The sequence below is a fragment of the Actinoplanes awajinensis subsp. mycoplanecinus genome (assembly GCF_001509495.1).
Lineage (GTDB): Bacteria > Actinomycetota > Actinomycetes > Mycobacteriales > Micromonosporaceae > Actinoplanes > Actinoplanes palleronii.
Map to the genome: position 1 here is coordinate 1 of NZ_LLZH01000043.1, position 15,219 is coordinate 15,219.

The following is a 15,219-nucleotide window of genomic DNA, read 5'->3' on the forward strand; positions in this document are numbered from 1 at the left end:
GCTGGCCGATGAGTACCGGCGGAACCGGACCACGGGCGGGTTCATCCTGATCGACGAGTCGACCAACCGTACGGTCGCCGCCGGAATGATCATCGAAGCGTCCTGAGACGCCGTCAGGCGACGGTCCGGCGTGGCCGGACCGTCGCCCAGACCACCTTGCCCTCCGGGGTCGGCACGGCGCCCCACAGCTCGGCGGTCTCGTGCACGGCCCGCAGCCCGCGCCCGCGCTCGTCCAGCGGATGCCCCTGACGCGGGCGGGGCGGGCGGAGCAGGTGCGGCATCCGCGGTGAGCCGTCGCCGACCGACAGGTGCAGGCCGGTGCCACGCCAGGCGACCACCACCCGGATCTCGGTGCCGGCGTGCTCGACCGCGTTCGTCACCAGCTCGGACATCACCAACCGGCTGGGATGCAGCAGATGCGCCAGGCCCCAGGCCAGGCAGGCGTCGCTGACCAGGTTGCGGGCCGTGCTCGGCGCGTCGGTGTCCGGCCGCAGGACGGCGATCATCCGCTCGACGCCCGGCAGCCGCCCGGCCACCGCGACCCGGGCCTGCCGCACCTTCGCGAAGACCGGCAGGAACCGGCTGCCCGCGCCCAGGCCCTGCATCCGGTCGGCCAGCGGCAGATCCGGTGGCACGCACAGGGCCAGATGCACCGGCGGCCGCAGCTCGGCGGCGACCGTCCGGGCGACGGTCCAGGTGGGCGCGCTCTCGCTGCGCGGGTCGAGCAACCGGCTGAGGTCGACGATCAGCGCGTCCGGGTGGTCGGTGAAACACCGGCGCAGCGAGACCGACGTGGTCCGGCGCAGCCGCTCGTCCCAGGGGCCGCGCACGGTGAGCAGGGAGACGGCGGTGTCCGCGCCGATGTCGACGCGGACGGAGACACCGGGCTCGGTGTCGTCGTGAAGATACGGTGTGCTGACCGCCATGCCGACACCATAACCGCGGGCCCACCCGCCCGGCCCGGGTCTCGCTCCTGCGGGTGATCGGGCGAAAGGGCAGGTGGGTGACGACCGAACGGGTCACTCGCGGCTCGGCGGGCGAGGTGCCCGCCGAGCGTCACGAGGCGGTCAGATCTTGCCCGCGCCCGGGCCGGCGACCGCTACCCAGCTGGTCGGGGCGGTGAAGCCGTGCTCGGTGTAGGCGGCGGCGACCGCGTCGGCGGTCACCTCGGCCCGGTCCGCGTCGATCAGGGCGAGCACGCAGCCACCGAAACCGCCGCCGGTCATCCGGGCACCGTGTGCGCCGGCCGCCAGCGCCGCCCGCACGGCCACGTCCACCTGCGCCACGGTGATCTCGAAGTCGTCGCGCATCGAGTCGTGCGAGGCGGTCAGCAGCGGGCCGATCTCCCGGACCTTGCCCGCGCGCAGCAGCGCCACGGTGTCCAGCACCCGCTGGTTCTCGGTGACGATGTGCCGGGTGCGCTTGCGCAGCACGTCGTCGCCGAGCCGGTCCAGAGCGGACGGCAGCTCGTCGACGCCGACGTCGCGCAGGGCCGGCACGCCGAGGATCGCGGCGGACTCCTCGCAGCTCTTGCGGCGGGCGCCGTACTCGCCGTCGACGTGCTGGTGCGGCGCGTTGCTGTTGATCACCAGGATGGCCAGGCCGGCGGCGGCCAGGTCGAACGGGATCTGCTCGATGGCGTACGACCGGCAGTCCAGGAACAGCGCCCGGCCCGCCTCGCAGCGGATCGAGGCGGACTGGTCGAGGATGCCGGTGGGCGCGCCGACGTAGAGGTTCTCGGCGCGCTGGGCGATCGCCGGGCGCCGCTCCAGCGGCACGTCCAGCCCGCCCAGGTCGATCAGCGCGGTCAGCACCGCCGACTCCAGCGCGGCCGAGGAGGACAGGCCGGAGCCGAGCGGCACCTCGGAGGCGATCGCGATGCGGACGGCGGGCGGCTCGAAGCCGGCGTCGCGCAGCGCCCAGACCACGCCGGCGACGTACGCACCCCAGCCGGTCACCTCACCCGGCTCGGTGACACCGAAGGTCACCGGTTCGGGGGCCAGGGTGGAGCTGACCGACCAGGTGCCGTCCGGGGACGGGCCGACCGCGGCGACGGTGCGCTGCGGCAGGGCGAACGGCAGCACGAAGCCGTCGTTGTAGTCGGTGTGCTCGCCGATCAGGTTGACCCGGCCGGGCGCGGCCCACAGCCCCGCGGGTTCGGTTCCGTACGCCTCGGTGAAGGCCGCAAGGGCCTCGCTCGCCGTGCTCATGCTGCGCCTTTCTTCGGCATGCGCTTCTGGCCCTCGCCTGCGGGGCCGTTGTCCGGTGCGGCGAGGTGCCGCTCGGTGCAGTCGCTCATGCTGCGCCTTTCTTCGGCATGCGCTTCTGGCCCTCGCCTGCGAGGCCGTTGTCCGGTGCGGCGAGGTGCCGCTCGGTGCAGTCGCTCATGCCACGTGCTTGCGGTAGAAGGTCCAGGCGTCACCGATCATGGCCTGCAGGGTGTTCTTCTGCGGCACCCAGCCCAACTCGGTGCGGGCCCGGTCGGACGCCGCGACCAGGGTGGCCGGGTCGCCGTCGCGCCGGGGCGCGGTCTCCACCGGGATCGCCGCGCCGGTCACCTCGCGGGCCGCCTCGACGACCTGCAGGTTGGAGAAGCCGTTCCCGTTGCCCAGGTTGTAGATCTTGTGCTCGCCGGGGGTGGCCGCCTCCAGCGCCAGCAGGTGCGCCCGGGCCAGGTCCTCGACGTGGATGTAGTCCCGCACGCAGGTGCCGTCCACGGTGGGGTAGTCGTCGCCGAACAGCTGCAGCTTGTCCCGCTTGCCGGCGGCCGCCTGCAGGGTGATCGGGATGAGGTGCGTCTCCGGGTCGTGCCGCTCGCCGATCTCGTAGCCGTCGGCGATGTACGCGCCGGCCACGTTGAAGTAGCGCAGCGAGACCGCGGCCAGGTTGTGCGCGAACGTCTCGGAGGTCAGCGCCAGGTCGAAGGTGAGCTTGGTCGACCCGTACGTACTGGTCGGCGCCTTCGCAGCGTTCTCGCTGATCGGCAGCTCGACCGGGTTGCCGTAGACCGCGGCGGTGGACGAGAAGATCACCCGCGGGACACCGGCGGCGCGGATCGCGTCCAGCAGGGCCAGCGACTTCACCACGTTCTCGTGCCAGTACAGCTCGGGCTTGGCCATCGACTCGCCGGCCGCGATCAGCCCGGCGAAGTGCAGCACCGCGTCGAAGCCGGCCCCGGGGGTGAGCACCTGGGCGGCGTCGGCGATGTCGGCCTCGACGAAGGTGGCGTCCGGCGCGACCGACTCGCGGAACCCGGTGCGCAGGTTGTCCAGCACGACGACCTCGTGACCGGCGTCCAGCAACAGCCGGCTGGTCACACTTCCGACGTAACCGGCGCCGCCGGTAACGAGCAATTTCACGAGGTGAACCTCTCTGGCGAAGACGGCGATCCGGATCAGTCCCGAGCGTACGCAGGGGCAGATCTCCGAGTGAGTATCGCCGTCAAGCACTCAAGGGTCAACATCTTCGAACATTATTGAGCATGCGAGCAACGGGACAAAACATCCCCACGTGCCTTCGCTGGTCACATGGCCGGCACCGGGGGTGTTGGTCATACGGGGACGGTCACTGACACAATGGCGTTCATGTCCGACGTTGCCCGCCGTCCGCGAGTGCTCTCCGGCATCCAGCCGACCGCCGATTCCTTCCACCTCGGCAACTACCTGGGCGCGGTGCGCAACTGGGTGGCGATGCAGGAGACCCATGACGCGTTCTACTGCGTCGTCGACCTGCACGCGATCACCATGGGGCACGACCCGGCGGCGCTGCGGTCCCGCACCCGCGTCTCGATCGCGCAGCTGCTCGCGCTGGGGCTGGACCCGGAGCGCTGCACGCTCTTCGTCCAGTCGCACGTCCCCGAGCACGCGCAGCTCGGCTGGGTGCTCAGCTGCATCACCGGGTTCGGCGAGGCCGGCCGGATGGTCCAGTTCAAGGACAAGTCGGCGAAGGCCGGCCAGGACAGCACCAGCGTCGGCCTGTTCACGTACCCGATCCTGCAGGCCGCCGACATCCTGCTCTACCAGGCCGACCAGGTGCCGGTCGGCGAGGACCAGCGGCAGCACCTGGAGCTGACCCGCGACCTGGCACAGCGCTTCAACGGCCGGTTCGGTCAGACCTTCACCATGCCCTCGGCGTACATCGTCAAGGACACCGCGAAGATCACCGACCTGCAGGACCCGACGAGCAAGATGTCCAAGTCGGCCTCCTCGCCGAACGGCATCATCGAGCTGCTGGAAGACCCGGCCCGCTCGGCCAAGAAGATCAAGTCCGCGGTCACCGACACCGGCCGGGAGATCCTCTACGACGAGGTGAACAAGCCCGGCATCAGCAACCTGCTGACCATGTACGCGGCGCTCACCACGCGGACCATAGACGAGCTGCTCGAGCAGTACGACGGCCGCGGCTACGGCGACCTGAAGAAGGACCTGGCCGAGGTGCTCGTCGAGTTCGTCAAGCCGATCCAGGAGAAGACCAAGGCGTACCTGGACGACAAGGCGCAGCTCGACAAGATCCTGGCGATCGGCGCGGAGAAGGCCCGGGCGGTCTCGGCGGCGACCCTCGCCCGGACGTACAAGAACGTGGGGTTCCTCAGCCCCGTCCGCGGAGCCTGACCACCGTGGCCGACCCAGCCCGGACCCGCATCGGCGTGGCCGTCGACATCCCGGAACCGTGGGGCGCCCTGCTGACCCGCCGGCGCGCGGAGGCCGGCGACCCGCAGGCCGCCTACACGCCGGCGCACGTCACGCTGCTCGGTCCCACCGAGGTGGACACCGACGCGCTGCCGGCCGTGGAGAAGCACCTCGAGGCGGTCGCCGCCGCGCAGCCGCCGTTCACCATCCACCTGCGCGGCACCGGGACGTTCCGGCCGATCACCGAGGTGGTGTTCGTGACCCTGGCGATCGGGATCAGCGAGTGTGAGCTGCTCGCCGAGGGGATCACGCGGTCGGCGGACATCCACCGGGACAGCCGGTTCCCGTACCACCCGCACGTCACCGTCGCGCAGGACGTGGCACCGGAGGCGCTGGACGCGGTCTTCGACGACCTGGCCGGGTTCTCGGCCCGGTTCGAGGTGTCGTCGTTCACGCTGTTCTCGCACGGCGGCGAGGGCCCCTGGCAGCCGCGCCGCGACTTCCCGCTGGGCTCCTGACCCGCGCCTGACCGGCCGATGGGTGTGGCGTCCGTTACTGTCGCCCGGTGAACCCAGTCGACCGGGCGTACGACGCGGCCACCGCCCGGATCATGGCGGTGCGATACCGGTCCCGATACTTCGATCATTTCTGCCGGGCGCTGCTGCGGTACGACGGCGTCCAGGGTGGCCGGTTGGCCGCGGCCATCGCGTACTACGGGTTCTTCGCGGTGTTCGCGCTGCTGCTGATCGGCTACTCGATCTTCGGTCTGCTGCTGACCAACAACACCGAGCTCTTCGACCTGGTCCGGGACTTCCTCCGGGACAACCTGCCGTTCCTCGACGTGCAGGCCATCCTGGACAGCAAGAAGACCGTCGGCATCGTCGGCATCCTCGGCCTGACCGTCACCGGGGTCGGCTGGGTCGAGGCGATCCGTTCCTCGCAGCGGCTGATCTGGCAGCTGCGCGAGCAGCCCGGGTACTTCGGCATCCGGCAGGCCGTCGACCTGATGGTGCTGATCGGGATACTGCTGCTGCTGGCGCTCACCCAGGCCGCGGTCTACGGCCTGGAACGCCTGCTCGACTGGCTGGCCGGCAACCACGTCCCGGAGCTGCTCGCGGTGGTCAGCCTGGTCCTCACCCTCGGGGTGAACCTGCTGCTGGCGGCGGCGCTGCTGGCCGCGGTGCCCCGGCTGCGGATGACCGCCCGTCGGATGGCGCCGCCGGTGCTGCAGGTCGGCATCGGACTGATGCTGCTGAACACGGTGGGCAAGACGTTCGTCGGCATCGTCGAGCGCAATCCGGCGTACGGACTGGTCGGCTCGGCCGTCGGCGCACTGGTCTATCTGTACGTCTTCAACCAGCTGTTGCTGTTCGGCGCGGCCTGGGCGGCGACCAGCCCGCACGGCCGGGTGGTGGACCTGTCGGCGGACGACAAGACCGCCCCGGTGGGGCAAAACCTCTGGATCCGGGAGTCCCGCCCGCGATGATGTCCGGATGGGGACCCTCGTCACGCTGCACCTGCCACCCGGCTCGCCGCTGACCGAGCAGCCGTGGGTGATCACCATCGGCTCGCTGGGTGACCGGGAGGACTGGGAGCCGGTGGTCTGCGGGCCGTACGAGCGGGACCACGCGGTGGCGCTGGCCCGCGCGGTGGTCGCCGACGACGACCTGATGGCGGTGGTCGAGCCGATGCTGCCGCTGGACGGCGCGGACGCGATCCGCGCCGAGATCGAGGCGGTCCGGGCGGCGGCCGAGGACGACAGCGAACCCGCTGACGAGCTGCTGGCCGAGCGGTTCGGCGCCGGGCCGCCGCCGGAGACGCCGGAACCCCATGACGTACGCGAGGGCTGGCGCCGGATAGCCGCCCGGCTGGCCGGTTGAGCCCACTGCGATACTCGTCGCCGTGGTGATCACGCGACGGTGGGCAGGGTTCCTGGTGGCGGTCGGCGTGTGGACGTGGGTGATCTGGCCCCGGTTCGGACTGGCGATCTACCGCGACGACAGGGCTTTCGACGGCGGGACCCCGACCGCGTTCCTGTGGGTGCACGCCCTGCTGATCGGTGCCTCGCTCGTGATCGGGACGGTTGTCGGGCTGCTCGGCGTACGCGCATGGCGGGCCGCAGGCCGAAGCGGACCGTGACCCGGCCGCAAATCCGGCGGCGAACCTGGTGGTGGCGCGAAAGATTAAGCCTTCGTTACGGGGCTACCGGGCAATTCCTCTGCGAACCCATCGAAAGCGGCAGGGCAAACCCCTGGTGATTGCGGCGCGATAACGGTGCGCCAACAGTCCGTACCTTTCTCCTGTCCGGCCCGTGGCCCGCAGTTACGCTGCCGACCTGAGCCCACCGGTTGGCGGTGTGCATGGAAAAGGAGAGCGTCTTGCGCCCAGTACGTGGGAAGCGGATCGTGGCGATTCTCGCGGCAGGTGGGCTGACGCTCGCAGCTGCCGCTTGTGGCGACGCGCCGGCCGACACACCGTCCGGTAGCAGCAGCAGCGCGGCCACCACCGCCGCTTACAAGGCCTGCATGGTCACCGACACCGGCGGCATCGACGACAAGTCGTTCAACGCCTCCGCCTGGGCCGGCCTGCAGGCCGCCAAGGCCGAGGTCAGCGGCATCGACCCGAAGTACGTCTCCTCGTCCTCCGAGGCCGACTACGAGCCGGGCCTGCGCAGCTTCGTCACCCAGAAGTGCAACTTCATCCTCGCGGTCGGCGGCCTGATGGGCGACGTCACCAAGAAGGTCTCCGACGAGGCCAAGGACTCGCAGTTCGGGATCGTGGACAGTGGCAGCACCGGTGCGAACGTGTACCCGATGCAGTTCGCCACCCACCAGGCCGCGTTCCTGGCCGGTTACCTCGCCGCGGGCTACTCGAAGTCCGGCACGGTCGGCACCTACGGTGGCATGAAGATCGCCCCGGTCACCATCTTCATGGACGGCTTCGCCGACGGCGTCGCGTACTACAACACCAAGAAGGGCAAGACCGTCAAGGTCGTGGGCTGGGACAAGGCGAAGCAGAACGGCACCTTCGCCGACAGCTTCATCGACCAGAACAAGGGCAAGACGATCACCAACACCCTGGTCTCGCAGGGTGCCGACGTGGTCCTGCCGGTCGCCGGCGGCACCGGCCTGGGCACCGCGCAGGTCGCCAAGGACTCGGCCGGCAAGGTCTCGGTCATCTGGGTCGACCAGGACGGCTGCAAGAGCGCCGCGCAGTACTGCGACGTGTTCCTCTCCACGGTCGTCAAGAACGTCGAGGAGGCCGTCAAGGAGGCCGCGGTGAACGGCGCGAAGGGCACCGCCCTCGCCGCCACCCCCGGTTACCTGGGCACGCTGGAGAACGACGGTGTCGGCCTGGCGCCGTACAACCAGTTCGACAGCAAGGTCGACGCGGGTCTCAAGACCGAGATCGACCAGCTCAAGAAGGACATCATCGCCGGCACCGTGAAGGTCGAGTCGGCGAACGCGCCGAAGTGACCTTGCAGTAGTAGCATTCGGCCGCCGCGCGGCCGCGGGGTTCGACCCGTGGCCGAGCGGCGGCTCGCATTAGACCCAGTCCACCAGGTCCAACACCGAAGTCGGGAGATTCCGCTGAAACTGGAATTGCGCGGCATCACCAAGCGCTTCGGCGACCTGGTGGCCAACGACCACATCGACATCACCGTCGAACCCGGCGAGGTGCACGCCCTGCTGGGCGAGAACGGCGCCGGCAAGTCGACCCTGATGAACCAGCTCTACGGCCTTCTGCAGCCCGACGAGGGCCAGATCGTCGTCAACGACGAACCCAAGGTCTTCCGCAGCCCGCGGGACGCGATCGCGTCCGGCATCGGCATGGTGCACCAGCACTTCATGCTGGTACCGGTCTTCACGGTGGCGGAGAACATCGCGCTCGGCGCGGAGAACGTCCGCGGTGGCCCGCTGGGCTGGCTGGACCGCCGCCGGGCCCGCCGCGAGGTGATCGAGACCTCGAAGCGCTTCGGCCTGCCGGTCGACCCGGACGCCCTGATCGAGGACCTCCCGGTCGGCGCCCAGCAGCGGGTGGAGATCGTCAAGGCGCTGACCCGCGACGTCGACCTGCTGATCCTGGACGAGCCGACCGCGGTGCTCACCCCGCAGGAGACCGACGAGCTGCTCGCGGTGATGCGGTCGCTCACCGAGATGGGCAAGTCGATCGTCTTCATCACCCACAAGCTCAAAGAGGTCAAGAAGATCGCGGACCGGATCACCGTGATCCGTCGCGGTCAGGTGGTCGGCACCGCCAGCCCGGACACCAGCGAGGACGAGCTGGCCGCGCTGATGGTCGGCCGCGCCGTGAGCCTCGAGGTGGACAAGGCCCCGGCCGAGCCGGGCCGCGCCGTCCTGCAGGTCAAGGGCCTGATCGTGGACGACGACCGGGGCATCCGGGCGGTCGACGGGGTGGACCTGGAGGTCCGCGCCGGCGAGGTGCTCGGCATCGCCGGTGTGCAGGGCAACGGGCAGACCGAGCTGGTCGAGGCCGTGATGGGGCTGCGCGAGGTGCGGGCCGGCACGGTCGAGCTGGACAGCGAGAACCTGGCCGGGCTGAGCACCAAGCGGATCCTGCGGTCCGGGGTGGGTTACGTCCCCGAGGACCGCAGCCACGACGGCGTGGTCAAGGAATTCAGCGTCGCCGAGAACCTGATCCTGGACATGTACGACAGCACGCCGTTCGGCAACGCCATCCGGCTGGACACCGGCAGGATCGCCAGCAACGCCAAGGAACGGGTCGCCCAGTTCGACATCCGGTGCCAGTCGGCGGACACCGCGGTCGGCACCCTCTCCGGCGGCAACCAGCAGAAGGTCGTCATCGCCCGGGAGATGTCCCGGCCGCTGAAGCTGTTCATCGCGTCGCAGCCGACCCGCGGTGTGGACGTCGGCTCGATCGAGTTCATCCACGGCCAGATCGTCCACGAGCGGGACCAGGGCACCGCGGTGCTGGTGGTCTCCAGCGAGCTGGACGAGGTGGTCAACCTCGCGGACCGGATCGCGGTGATGTACCGCGGCCGGATCCTGGCGATCGTCTCGCCGGACACCCCGCGTGAGGCGATCGGCCTGCTGATGGCCGGTGTCACCAGCGAGCCCGCCGCCGCCGTCGTGGAAGAACCCCCGGCTGTGGAAGAAGCCGCGGACGAGGAAGAGGGAACGAAGTGACCGCCGAAGCCACCACCGAGGCGCCACGCGAGCCGGAGCAGAAACCGGCCGAGCGGGAAACCCTGCTCACCGCGTTCCAGCGCAACCTCTGGGCCTCCAACGGCGTCACCGTCACCACGCTGTCGATCTTCCTGGCCGTGGTGATCGGCGCCGTGCTCATCGTCCTCTCCGACTCGGCCGTGCTGGCGAAGTTCGCCTACTTCACCGCCCGCCCGGGTGACGCGCTCGGCTCCAGCTGGGACCTGATCAGCGCGGCCTACTCCGACCTGCTCAAGGGCGCGTTCGGCGACCCGGAGGCGATCAGCGCCTGGTTCTCCGGCACCGGCTCCTGGCAGGACGCGCTCGGCCCGATCTCGGAGACCCTGACGTACGCCGCGCCGCTGGTCTTCACCGGCCTCTCGGTCGCGCTGGCGTTCCGCGGCGGCCTGTTCAACATCGGCGCGCAGGGCCAGGCCGTGCTCGGCGCGGTCACCGCCGGTGTCGCCGGGTTCAGCTTCGGCCTGCCGATCGGGCTCAACCTGGTGATCGCGCTGATCGTCGGCGCGCTCGGCGGTGCGCTCTGGGGCTTCCTGCCCGGCCTGCTCAAGGCACGGACCGGCGCCCACGAGGTGATCACCACGATCATGCTGAACTACACCGCCGCGCTGTTCCTCAGCTGGCTGGTCATCCAGCAGGGCATCCAGCAGCCGGGCCGCAGCGACGCGATCAGCAAGGCGGTCGACTCGTCCGCCCAGCTGCCGTCGTTCGGCGGCGCGCTCCGGGTGCACCTGGGCATCGTGATCGCGGTGCTGGTCACCGCCGGGGTGGCCTGGCTGCTGAACCGGTCCGCGTTCGGGTTCGAGCTGCGCGCGGTGGGTGCCAACCCGCACGCCGCGAGGACCGCCGGTATCAGCGTGGCCAAGACGTACGCGCTGCTGATGGCGGTCGCGGGTGGGCTGGCCGGGCTCGGCGGCGCCACCCAGGTGCTGGGCACGGCGCACGCGCTGACCCCGGCGGTGGCCGGCAACATCGGCTTCGACGGCCTGCTGGTCGCGCTGCTCGGCCGCAACCGGCCGTGGGGCACGCTCTTCGCCGCCCTGCTGTTCGGCGCGCTGCGGGCCGGTGGCAACCGGATGCAGTCGTACTCCGGCATCTCGCTGGAGCTGGTCACCGTGCTGCAGGCCCTGATCGTCATCTTCATCGCCGCACCCGCCCTGGTGAAAGCGATCTTCCGACTTCGCACCGCCCGCGCCGCCGGGCAGAGCGCCTCTCCGGCGAAGGGCTGAAACCATGTCGACCACGACTGTGCAGGAGCTGACCGCGGTCACCGCTCCGGAGCCGTTCTGGACCCGGCAGCGTCGCCTCGGGGTGGCACTCACCCTGCTCGGTGTGCTCGCCGCGGCGGTCTTCGGCGCGCTCGCCCCCGGCGAGACCGCCCGGTTCACGCTCAGCGACAACGCCGAGGGCGCCGCGATCTCGATCAACGGGCAGCTCGGCGCGGTGCTGTTCGGCCTGCTGACCCTGGCGGCCGGCGGCGTGCTCCTGGCCGGCCTGGCCAAGCGCTGGTCGACCCTGCTGCTCGGGCTCGGCGTGCTGACCTTCGTGCTCTCGTTCCTCTGCTGGCAGGTGGCCGGGCAGTTCATGCCGCTGGTCGACATCCTGAGCGGCACCGTGCAGCTGGCCCTGCCGCTGATCCTGGGCGCGCTGGCCGGTGTGCTCGGTGAGCGCTCCGGTGTGGTCAACGTCGCGATCGAGGGGCAGTTCCTGATGGGCGCGTTCGCCGGCGCCCTGGTCGGCACGATGGCCGGCAGCGTCTGGGCCGGCCTGATCAGCGCGGCGGTCGGCGGTGTGATCATCGCGGCGATCCTGGCCGTGCTGTCGATCCGCTACCTGGTCGACCAGACCGTGGTCGGCATCGTGCTCAACCTGTTCGCGCTCGGCATCACCGGCTTCCTCTACGAGCGGCTGATGCAGCCGGACGCGGAGCACTACAACGCGCCGCCGCAGATGCCGACGTGGAAGGTGCCGGGGCTGTCCGACATCCCGGTGCTCGGCCCGGTGCTGTTCAACGCGACCGGGCTGCTCTGGCTCGCGCTCGCGCTGGTCCTGATCATCCACTTCGGGCTGAACCGGACCCGCTGGGGCCTGCGGACCCGGGCGGTCGGCGAGCACCCCACCGCCGCCGACACGGTGGGCATCCGGGTGCGCGGGCTGCGCTACCTGAACGTGCTGCTCGGCGGCATCGTGGCCGGTCTCGGCGGCGCGTACTTCACGCTCGTGGCGACCGGCAGCTTCACCAAGAACATGACGGCCGGCGCCGGCTTCATCGCACTCGCCGCACTGATCTTCGGCCGGTACTCGCCGTTCGGGGCGTTCGCCGCGGCGCTGTTCTTCGGGTTCGCCCAGAAGCTGGCGTTCTATCTGAGCGCCATCAACAGCCCGGTGCCGAGCCAGTTCCTGAGCATGCTGCCGTACCTGGCGACGATCGTCGCGGTGGCCGGTCTGGTCGGACGGGTGCGTGCGCCGGCCGCGGACGGTATTCCGTACGTCAAGGGTTGATGGTGTCCTGACAGATGCCCGGGCCTGGCCCGGGCATCTGTCGTTAGCAGACCGAGCAGTGGGGCAGAATCGAGATCATGGAGATCGACTGGGCGGCGCTGCGCGCGTCCGCCATCGAGGTGATGCGGCGTGCCTACGTGCCCGCATCCGACTTTCCGGTCGGTGTCGCCGCCCTGGTCGACGACGGCCGGGTCGTGGTGGGCTGCAACGTGGAGAACGCCTCGCTCGGCATGACCCTGTGCGCCGAGTGCGGCATGGTGAGCTCGCTGCACGCGACCGGCGGCGGCCGGCTGGTGGCGATGTCCTGCGTGGATGCCACCGGTGCGCCGCTGATGCCGTGCGGGCGCTGCCGTCAGCTGCTCTGGGAGCACGGTGGCCCGGACATGCTGGTCGAGGCGCTGCCCCGGCCGCTGCGGATGGAGGAGCTGCTGCCGCACGCGTTCGGCTGGGTGGACATGGAGAAGGTCACCGGCGCGGCCGGCGGCCCCGAGGTCCCCGCCGAACTGGCGAAGTGGCGCGGGCGCGGCACCGTGTTCGTGCACCCGGACCTGTCCGGTGGCGAGACGATCTGGACCGGGTACTGGGAGCGGTCCTCGGGCGCGCCCGGCGTCGACGAGGACAAGGGCATCCTGGAGGAGGGGCCGAACTTCCCGACCGCCTCCGCCGCGGTGGCCTGGGGCCTGGTGCGCAGTCCGCGGGTCGTGGTGGTGGATGCCGAGGGCGGTCTGTCCTGGGCGGGCGAGGGTGAGCTGCCGGACGGTATTCCGCAGCGCTGGGAGGAAAAGTCTTGAGCGGGTTCGCAGCGGTCGACGTCATCCGGGCGAAGCGGGACGGGCACGTGCTGTCCGACGCGCAGATCGACTGGGTGGTCGACGCGTACACCAAGGGTGTCGTCGCCGACGAGCAGATGTCCGCGCTGGCCATGGCGATCCTGCTGCGCGGCATGACGCCCGCCGAGATCGCCCGGTGGACCGCCGCGATGATCGCCAGCGGGGAGCGGCTGGACCTCTCCGGGGTGTCCCGGCCGACCGCCGACAAGCACTCCACCGGCGGCGTCGGCGACAAGATCACGTTGCCGCTGACCCCGCTGGTCGCCGCGTGCGGCGTGGCCGTGCCGCAGCTCTCCGGCCGCGGTCTCGGGCACACCGGCGGCACGCTGGACAAGCTCGAGTCGATCCCCGGCTGGCAGGCCCGGATCTCCAACGAGCAGTTCAAGCGCCAGCTCGACGAGATCGGCGCGGTGATCTGCGCGGCCGGCGACGGCCTGGCCCCGGCCGACCGCAAGCTGTACGCCCTGCGCGACGTCACCGGCACCGTCGAGGCGATCCCGCTGATCGCCAGCTCGATCATGAGCAAGAAGATCGCCGAGGGCACCGGCGCGCTGGTGCTGGACGTCAAGGTCGGCTCCGGCGCGTTCATGAAGGACCTGGCCACCGCGCAGGAGCTGGCCCGCACCATGGTCCAGCTGGGCAAGGACAGCGGTGTCACCACGGTGGCGCTGCTGACCGACATGAGCACCCCGCTCGGCCTGGCCGTCGGCAACGCCAACGAGGTCACCGAGTCGATCGAGGTGCTGGCCGGCGGCGGACCGGCCGACGTGGTCGAGCTGACCCTGGCCCTGGCCCGGGAGATGCTGGCCGCGGCCGGTGTCGACGCCGACCCGGAGAAGGTGCTCGCCTCCGGCGCCGCGATGGACAGCTGGAAGGCGATGATCCGGGCGCAGGGCGGCGACCCGGACGCGGCGCTGCCCACCCCGGCGCACACCGAGGTGCTGCGGGCCGAGCAGGACGGCGTGGTGACCGGCCTGGACGCGTACGGGATCGGGGTCGCCGCCTGGCGCCTCGGCGCCGGCCGTGCCCGCAAGGAGGACCCGGTCAGCTTCGGCGCCGGTGTCCAGCTCAAGGTCAAGCCCGGTGACCGGGTGAAGGCCGGTGACGTGCTGCTCGAGCTGCGCGCCGACGACGAGACGCGGATCCCGGTGGCCCGCGCCGACGCCCTCGCCGCGATCACTCTGGGGAGCGACGCACCCGCCTCTGCCGGTCTCCTGCTGGACCGCATAGCCTGACGCACCATGACGAAGGCCGCCCCGGATCCCCGCGCGGTTCGTGAGGCCAGCCTCGACGAACTGTCTCGGCTCGGACTGCCGTTGCCCCCGCTCTCCTTCCCGCTGGTCTGGGAGCTCGGCGACACGGTCGAGCTGCGCCCGCTCGCCGAGCTGGAGGCACGCGCCGCGGTGCTGCACGTGGTCGTCGCCCGCTGTTTCGGGATGCCCACCGAGGCCGCGATGAGCTGGCTGCTCACCTCACACCTGGTCGAGCTGGTGACCCCGCCGGAGTGGCAGTTCGTGATCGGCGCCAAGGGTGACCACCGGTCGTTCGTGCTGCACCACGACGCGGTGTTCGCGCTGGCCTGGCTGCTCGGGCTGGGCCGGCACCTGGACCCCGCGGTGCCGCCGGACGATCACCTGATGGCGCAGATGCCCGACCTGCCGTCCGGCGAGACGTTCGGTCGCTGGCGGTCCCGGTCGCTGGTGGCGGCCCGGGACGCGGCCGAGGCGGCGGTGCTGCTCGACCTGTACTACTGCCTGGACTGGGCGTTCCAGGAGGCGGAGCAGAGCGGGCGGCCGCTGCCCGGCGAGGTGGACAGCAACGCGATCGGGCAGCGGCGGTGGGCGCTGGAGTGGGCGGTCATCTTCCACGGCCCGTACCACGACAAACCCCCGGAGTGGGAAGAGGTCGACCTCTCCGTCTAGGCGGTCCGGCTGGTCCTCAGGGGTGCCTCCGCCGTGCGGAGACACCCCTGAGTCATCTTGTCTCCTTCGGGTGACGTCTCGCGGACGTGAAAATAGGGCGGGTTGCGGGTTGGTTGGGGTTGAGGGGTTGCCT

General features: G+C 70.8%; 16 protein-coding genes. 13 read left to right on the top strand and 3 right to left on the bottom strand.

Going from position 1 to position 15,219, the window contains the following annotated elements:
- On the top strand, positions 1-106 hold a 106-nt coding region (locus tag ADL15_RS57010), incomplete at its 5' end, for an elongation factor 1-alpha C-terminal domain-related protein (protein ID WP_394326919.1).
- Positions 107-113: 7 nt separating this feature from the next.
- Here the strand turns inward: ADL15_RS57010 and ADL15_RS08915 are convergent.
- The 3 genes from ADL15_RS08915 to galE all read right to left on the bottom strand — a co-directional run bounded on the left by ADL15_RS08915 (position 114) and on the right by galE (position 3,359).
- Positions 114-926, bottom strand: a complete 813-nt coding sequence (locus ADL15_RS08915; protein ID WP_067687002.1) for an ATP-binding protein — start codon at positions 924-926, stop codon at positions 114-116.
- 141 nt (positions 927-1,067) lie between these two features.
- Positions 1,068-2,210 (bottom strand): galactokinase, encoded by a 1,143-nt coding sequence (gene galK, locus ADL15_RS08920; protein WP_067687005.1) that lies wholly within the window; start codon positions 2,208-2,210, stop codon positions 1,068-1,070.
- Positions 2,211-2,384: 174 nt separating this feature from the next.
- Entirely contained in the window at positions 2,385-3,359 is a 975-nt protein-coding gene (galE, locus tag ADL15_RS08925; protein ID WP_067687007.1) for a UDP-glucose 4-epimerase GalE, read from the bottom strand.
- Between the two features lie 225 nt (positions 3,360-3,584).
- On the opposite strand from galE, the gene trpS reads away from it, so the two are divergent.
- The 12 genes from trpS (at position 3,585) to ADL15_RS08985 (ending at position 15,086) form a co-directional block, all read left to right on the top strand.
- Positions 3,585-4,610 carry a tryptophan--tRNA ligase gene (trpS, locus tag ADL15_RS08930; protein WP_067687044.1) on the top strand — a complete coding sequence of 342 codons (1,026 nt, stop codon included), beginning with the start codon at positions 3,585-3,587 and terminating at the stop codon, positions 4,608-4,610.
- A 5-nt stretch (positions 4,611-4,615) separates the two neighbouring features.
- Positions 4,616-5,146, top strand: a complete 531-nt coding sequence (locus ADL15_RS08935) for a 2'-5' RNA ligase family protein (RefSeq protein ID WP_083971027.1) — start codon at positions 4,616-4,618, stop codon at positions 5,144-5,146.
- Between the two features lie 47 nt (positions 5,147-5,193).
- On the top strand, positions 5,194-6,114 hold the full coding sequence (locus ADL15_RS08940) for a YihY/virulence factor BrkB family protein (RefSeq protein ID WP_067687013.1): 921 nt from the start codon (positions 5,194-5,196) through the stop codon (positions 6,112-6,114).
- Positions 6,115-6,121: 7 nt separating this feature from the next.
- Entirely contained in the window at positions 6,122-6,508 is a 387-nt protein-coding gene (locus ADL15_RS08945) for a hypothetical protein (RefSeq protein ID WP_067687016.1), read from the top strand.
- A 22-nt stretch (positions 6,509-6,530) separates the two neighbouring features.
- Complete coding sequence (locus tag ADL15_RS08950) at positions 6,531-6,767, top strand: SCO4848 family membrane protein (protein ID WP_067687020.1); 237 nt, start codon at positions 6,531-6,533, stop codon at positions 6,765-6,767.
- A 221-nt stretch (positions 6,768-6,988) separates the two neighbouring features.
- Positions 6,989-8,104 (top strand): BMP family lipoprotein, encoded by a 1,116-nt coding sequence (locus ADL15_RS08955; RefSeq protein ID WP_067687023.1) that lies wholly within the window; start codon positions 6,989-6,991, stop codon positions 8,102-8,104.
- A 126-nt stretch (positions 8,105-8,230) separates the two neighbouring features.
- A complete protein-coding gene (locus ADL15_RS08960; RefSeq protein WP_157441253.1) occupies positions 8,231-9,796 on the top strand; it encodes an ATP-binding cassette domain-containing protein in 1,566 nt (521 codons plus the stop codon).
- Positions 9,793-11,061 carry an ABC transporter permease gene (locus ADL15_RS08965; RefSeq protein WP_067687029.1) on the top strand — a complete coding sequence of 423 codons (1,269 nt, stop codon included), beginning with the start codon at positions 9,793-9,795 and terminating at the stop codon, positions 11,059-11,061. Before ADL15_RS08960 ends, ADL15_RS08965 begins: the two co-directional genes overlap by 4 nt.
- A gap of 4 nt (positions 11,062-11,065) precedes the next feature.
- Positions 11,066-12,334 (top strand): ABC transporter permease, encoded by a 1,269-nt coding sequence (locus ADL15_RS08970; RefSeq protein WP_067687032.1) that lies wholly within the window; start codon positions 11,066-11,068, stop codon positions 12,332-12,334.
- A 77-nt stretch (positions 12,335-12,411) separates the two neighbouring features.
- The gene (locus ADL15_RS08975) at positions 12,412-13,125 is read left to right on the top strand and encodes a cytidine deaminase (protein ID WP_067687035.1); all 714 of its coding nucleotides are present in this window, start codon (positions 12,412-12,414) and stop codon (positions 13,123-13,125) included.
- Complete coding sequence (locus tag ADL15_RS08980; RefSeq protein WP_067687038.1) at positions 13,122-14,399, top strand: thymidine phosphorylase; 1,278 nt, start codon at positions 13,122-13,124, stop codon at positions 14,397-14,399. Before ADL15_RS08975 ends, ADL15_RS08980 begins: the two co-directional genes overlap by 4 nt.
- A 6-nt stretch (positions 14,400-14,405) precedes the next feature.
- Entirely contained in the window at positions 14,406-15,086 is a 681-nt protein-coding gene (locus ADL15_RS08985; protein ID WP_067687041.1) for a DUF4272 domain-containing protein, read from the top strand.
- The last annotated feature ends 133 nt before the right edge of the window (positions 15,087-15,219 follow it).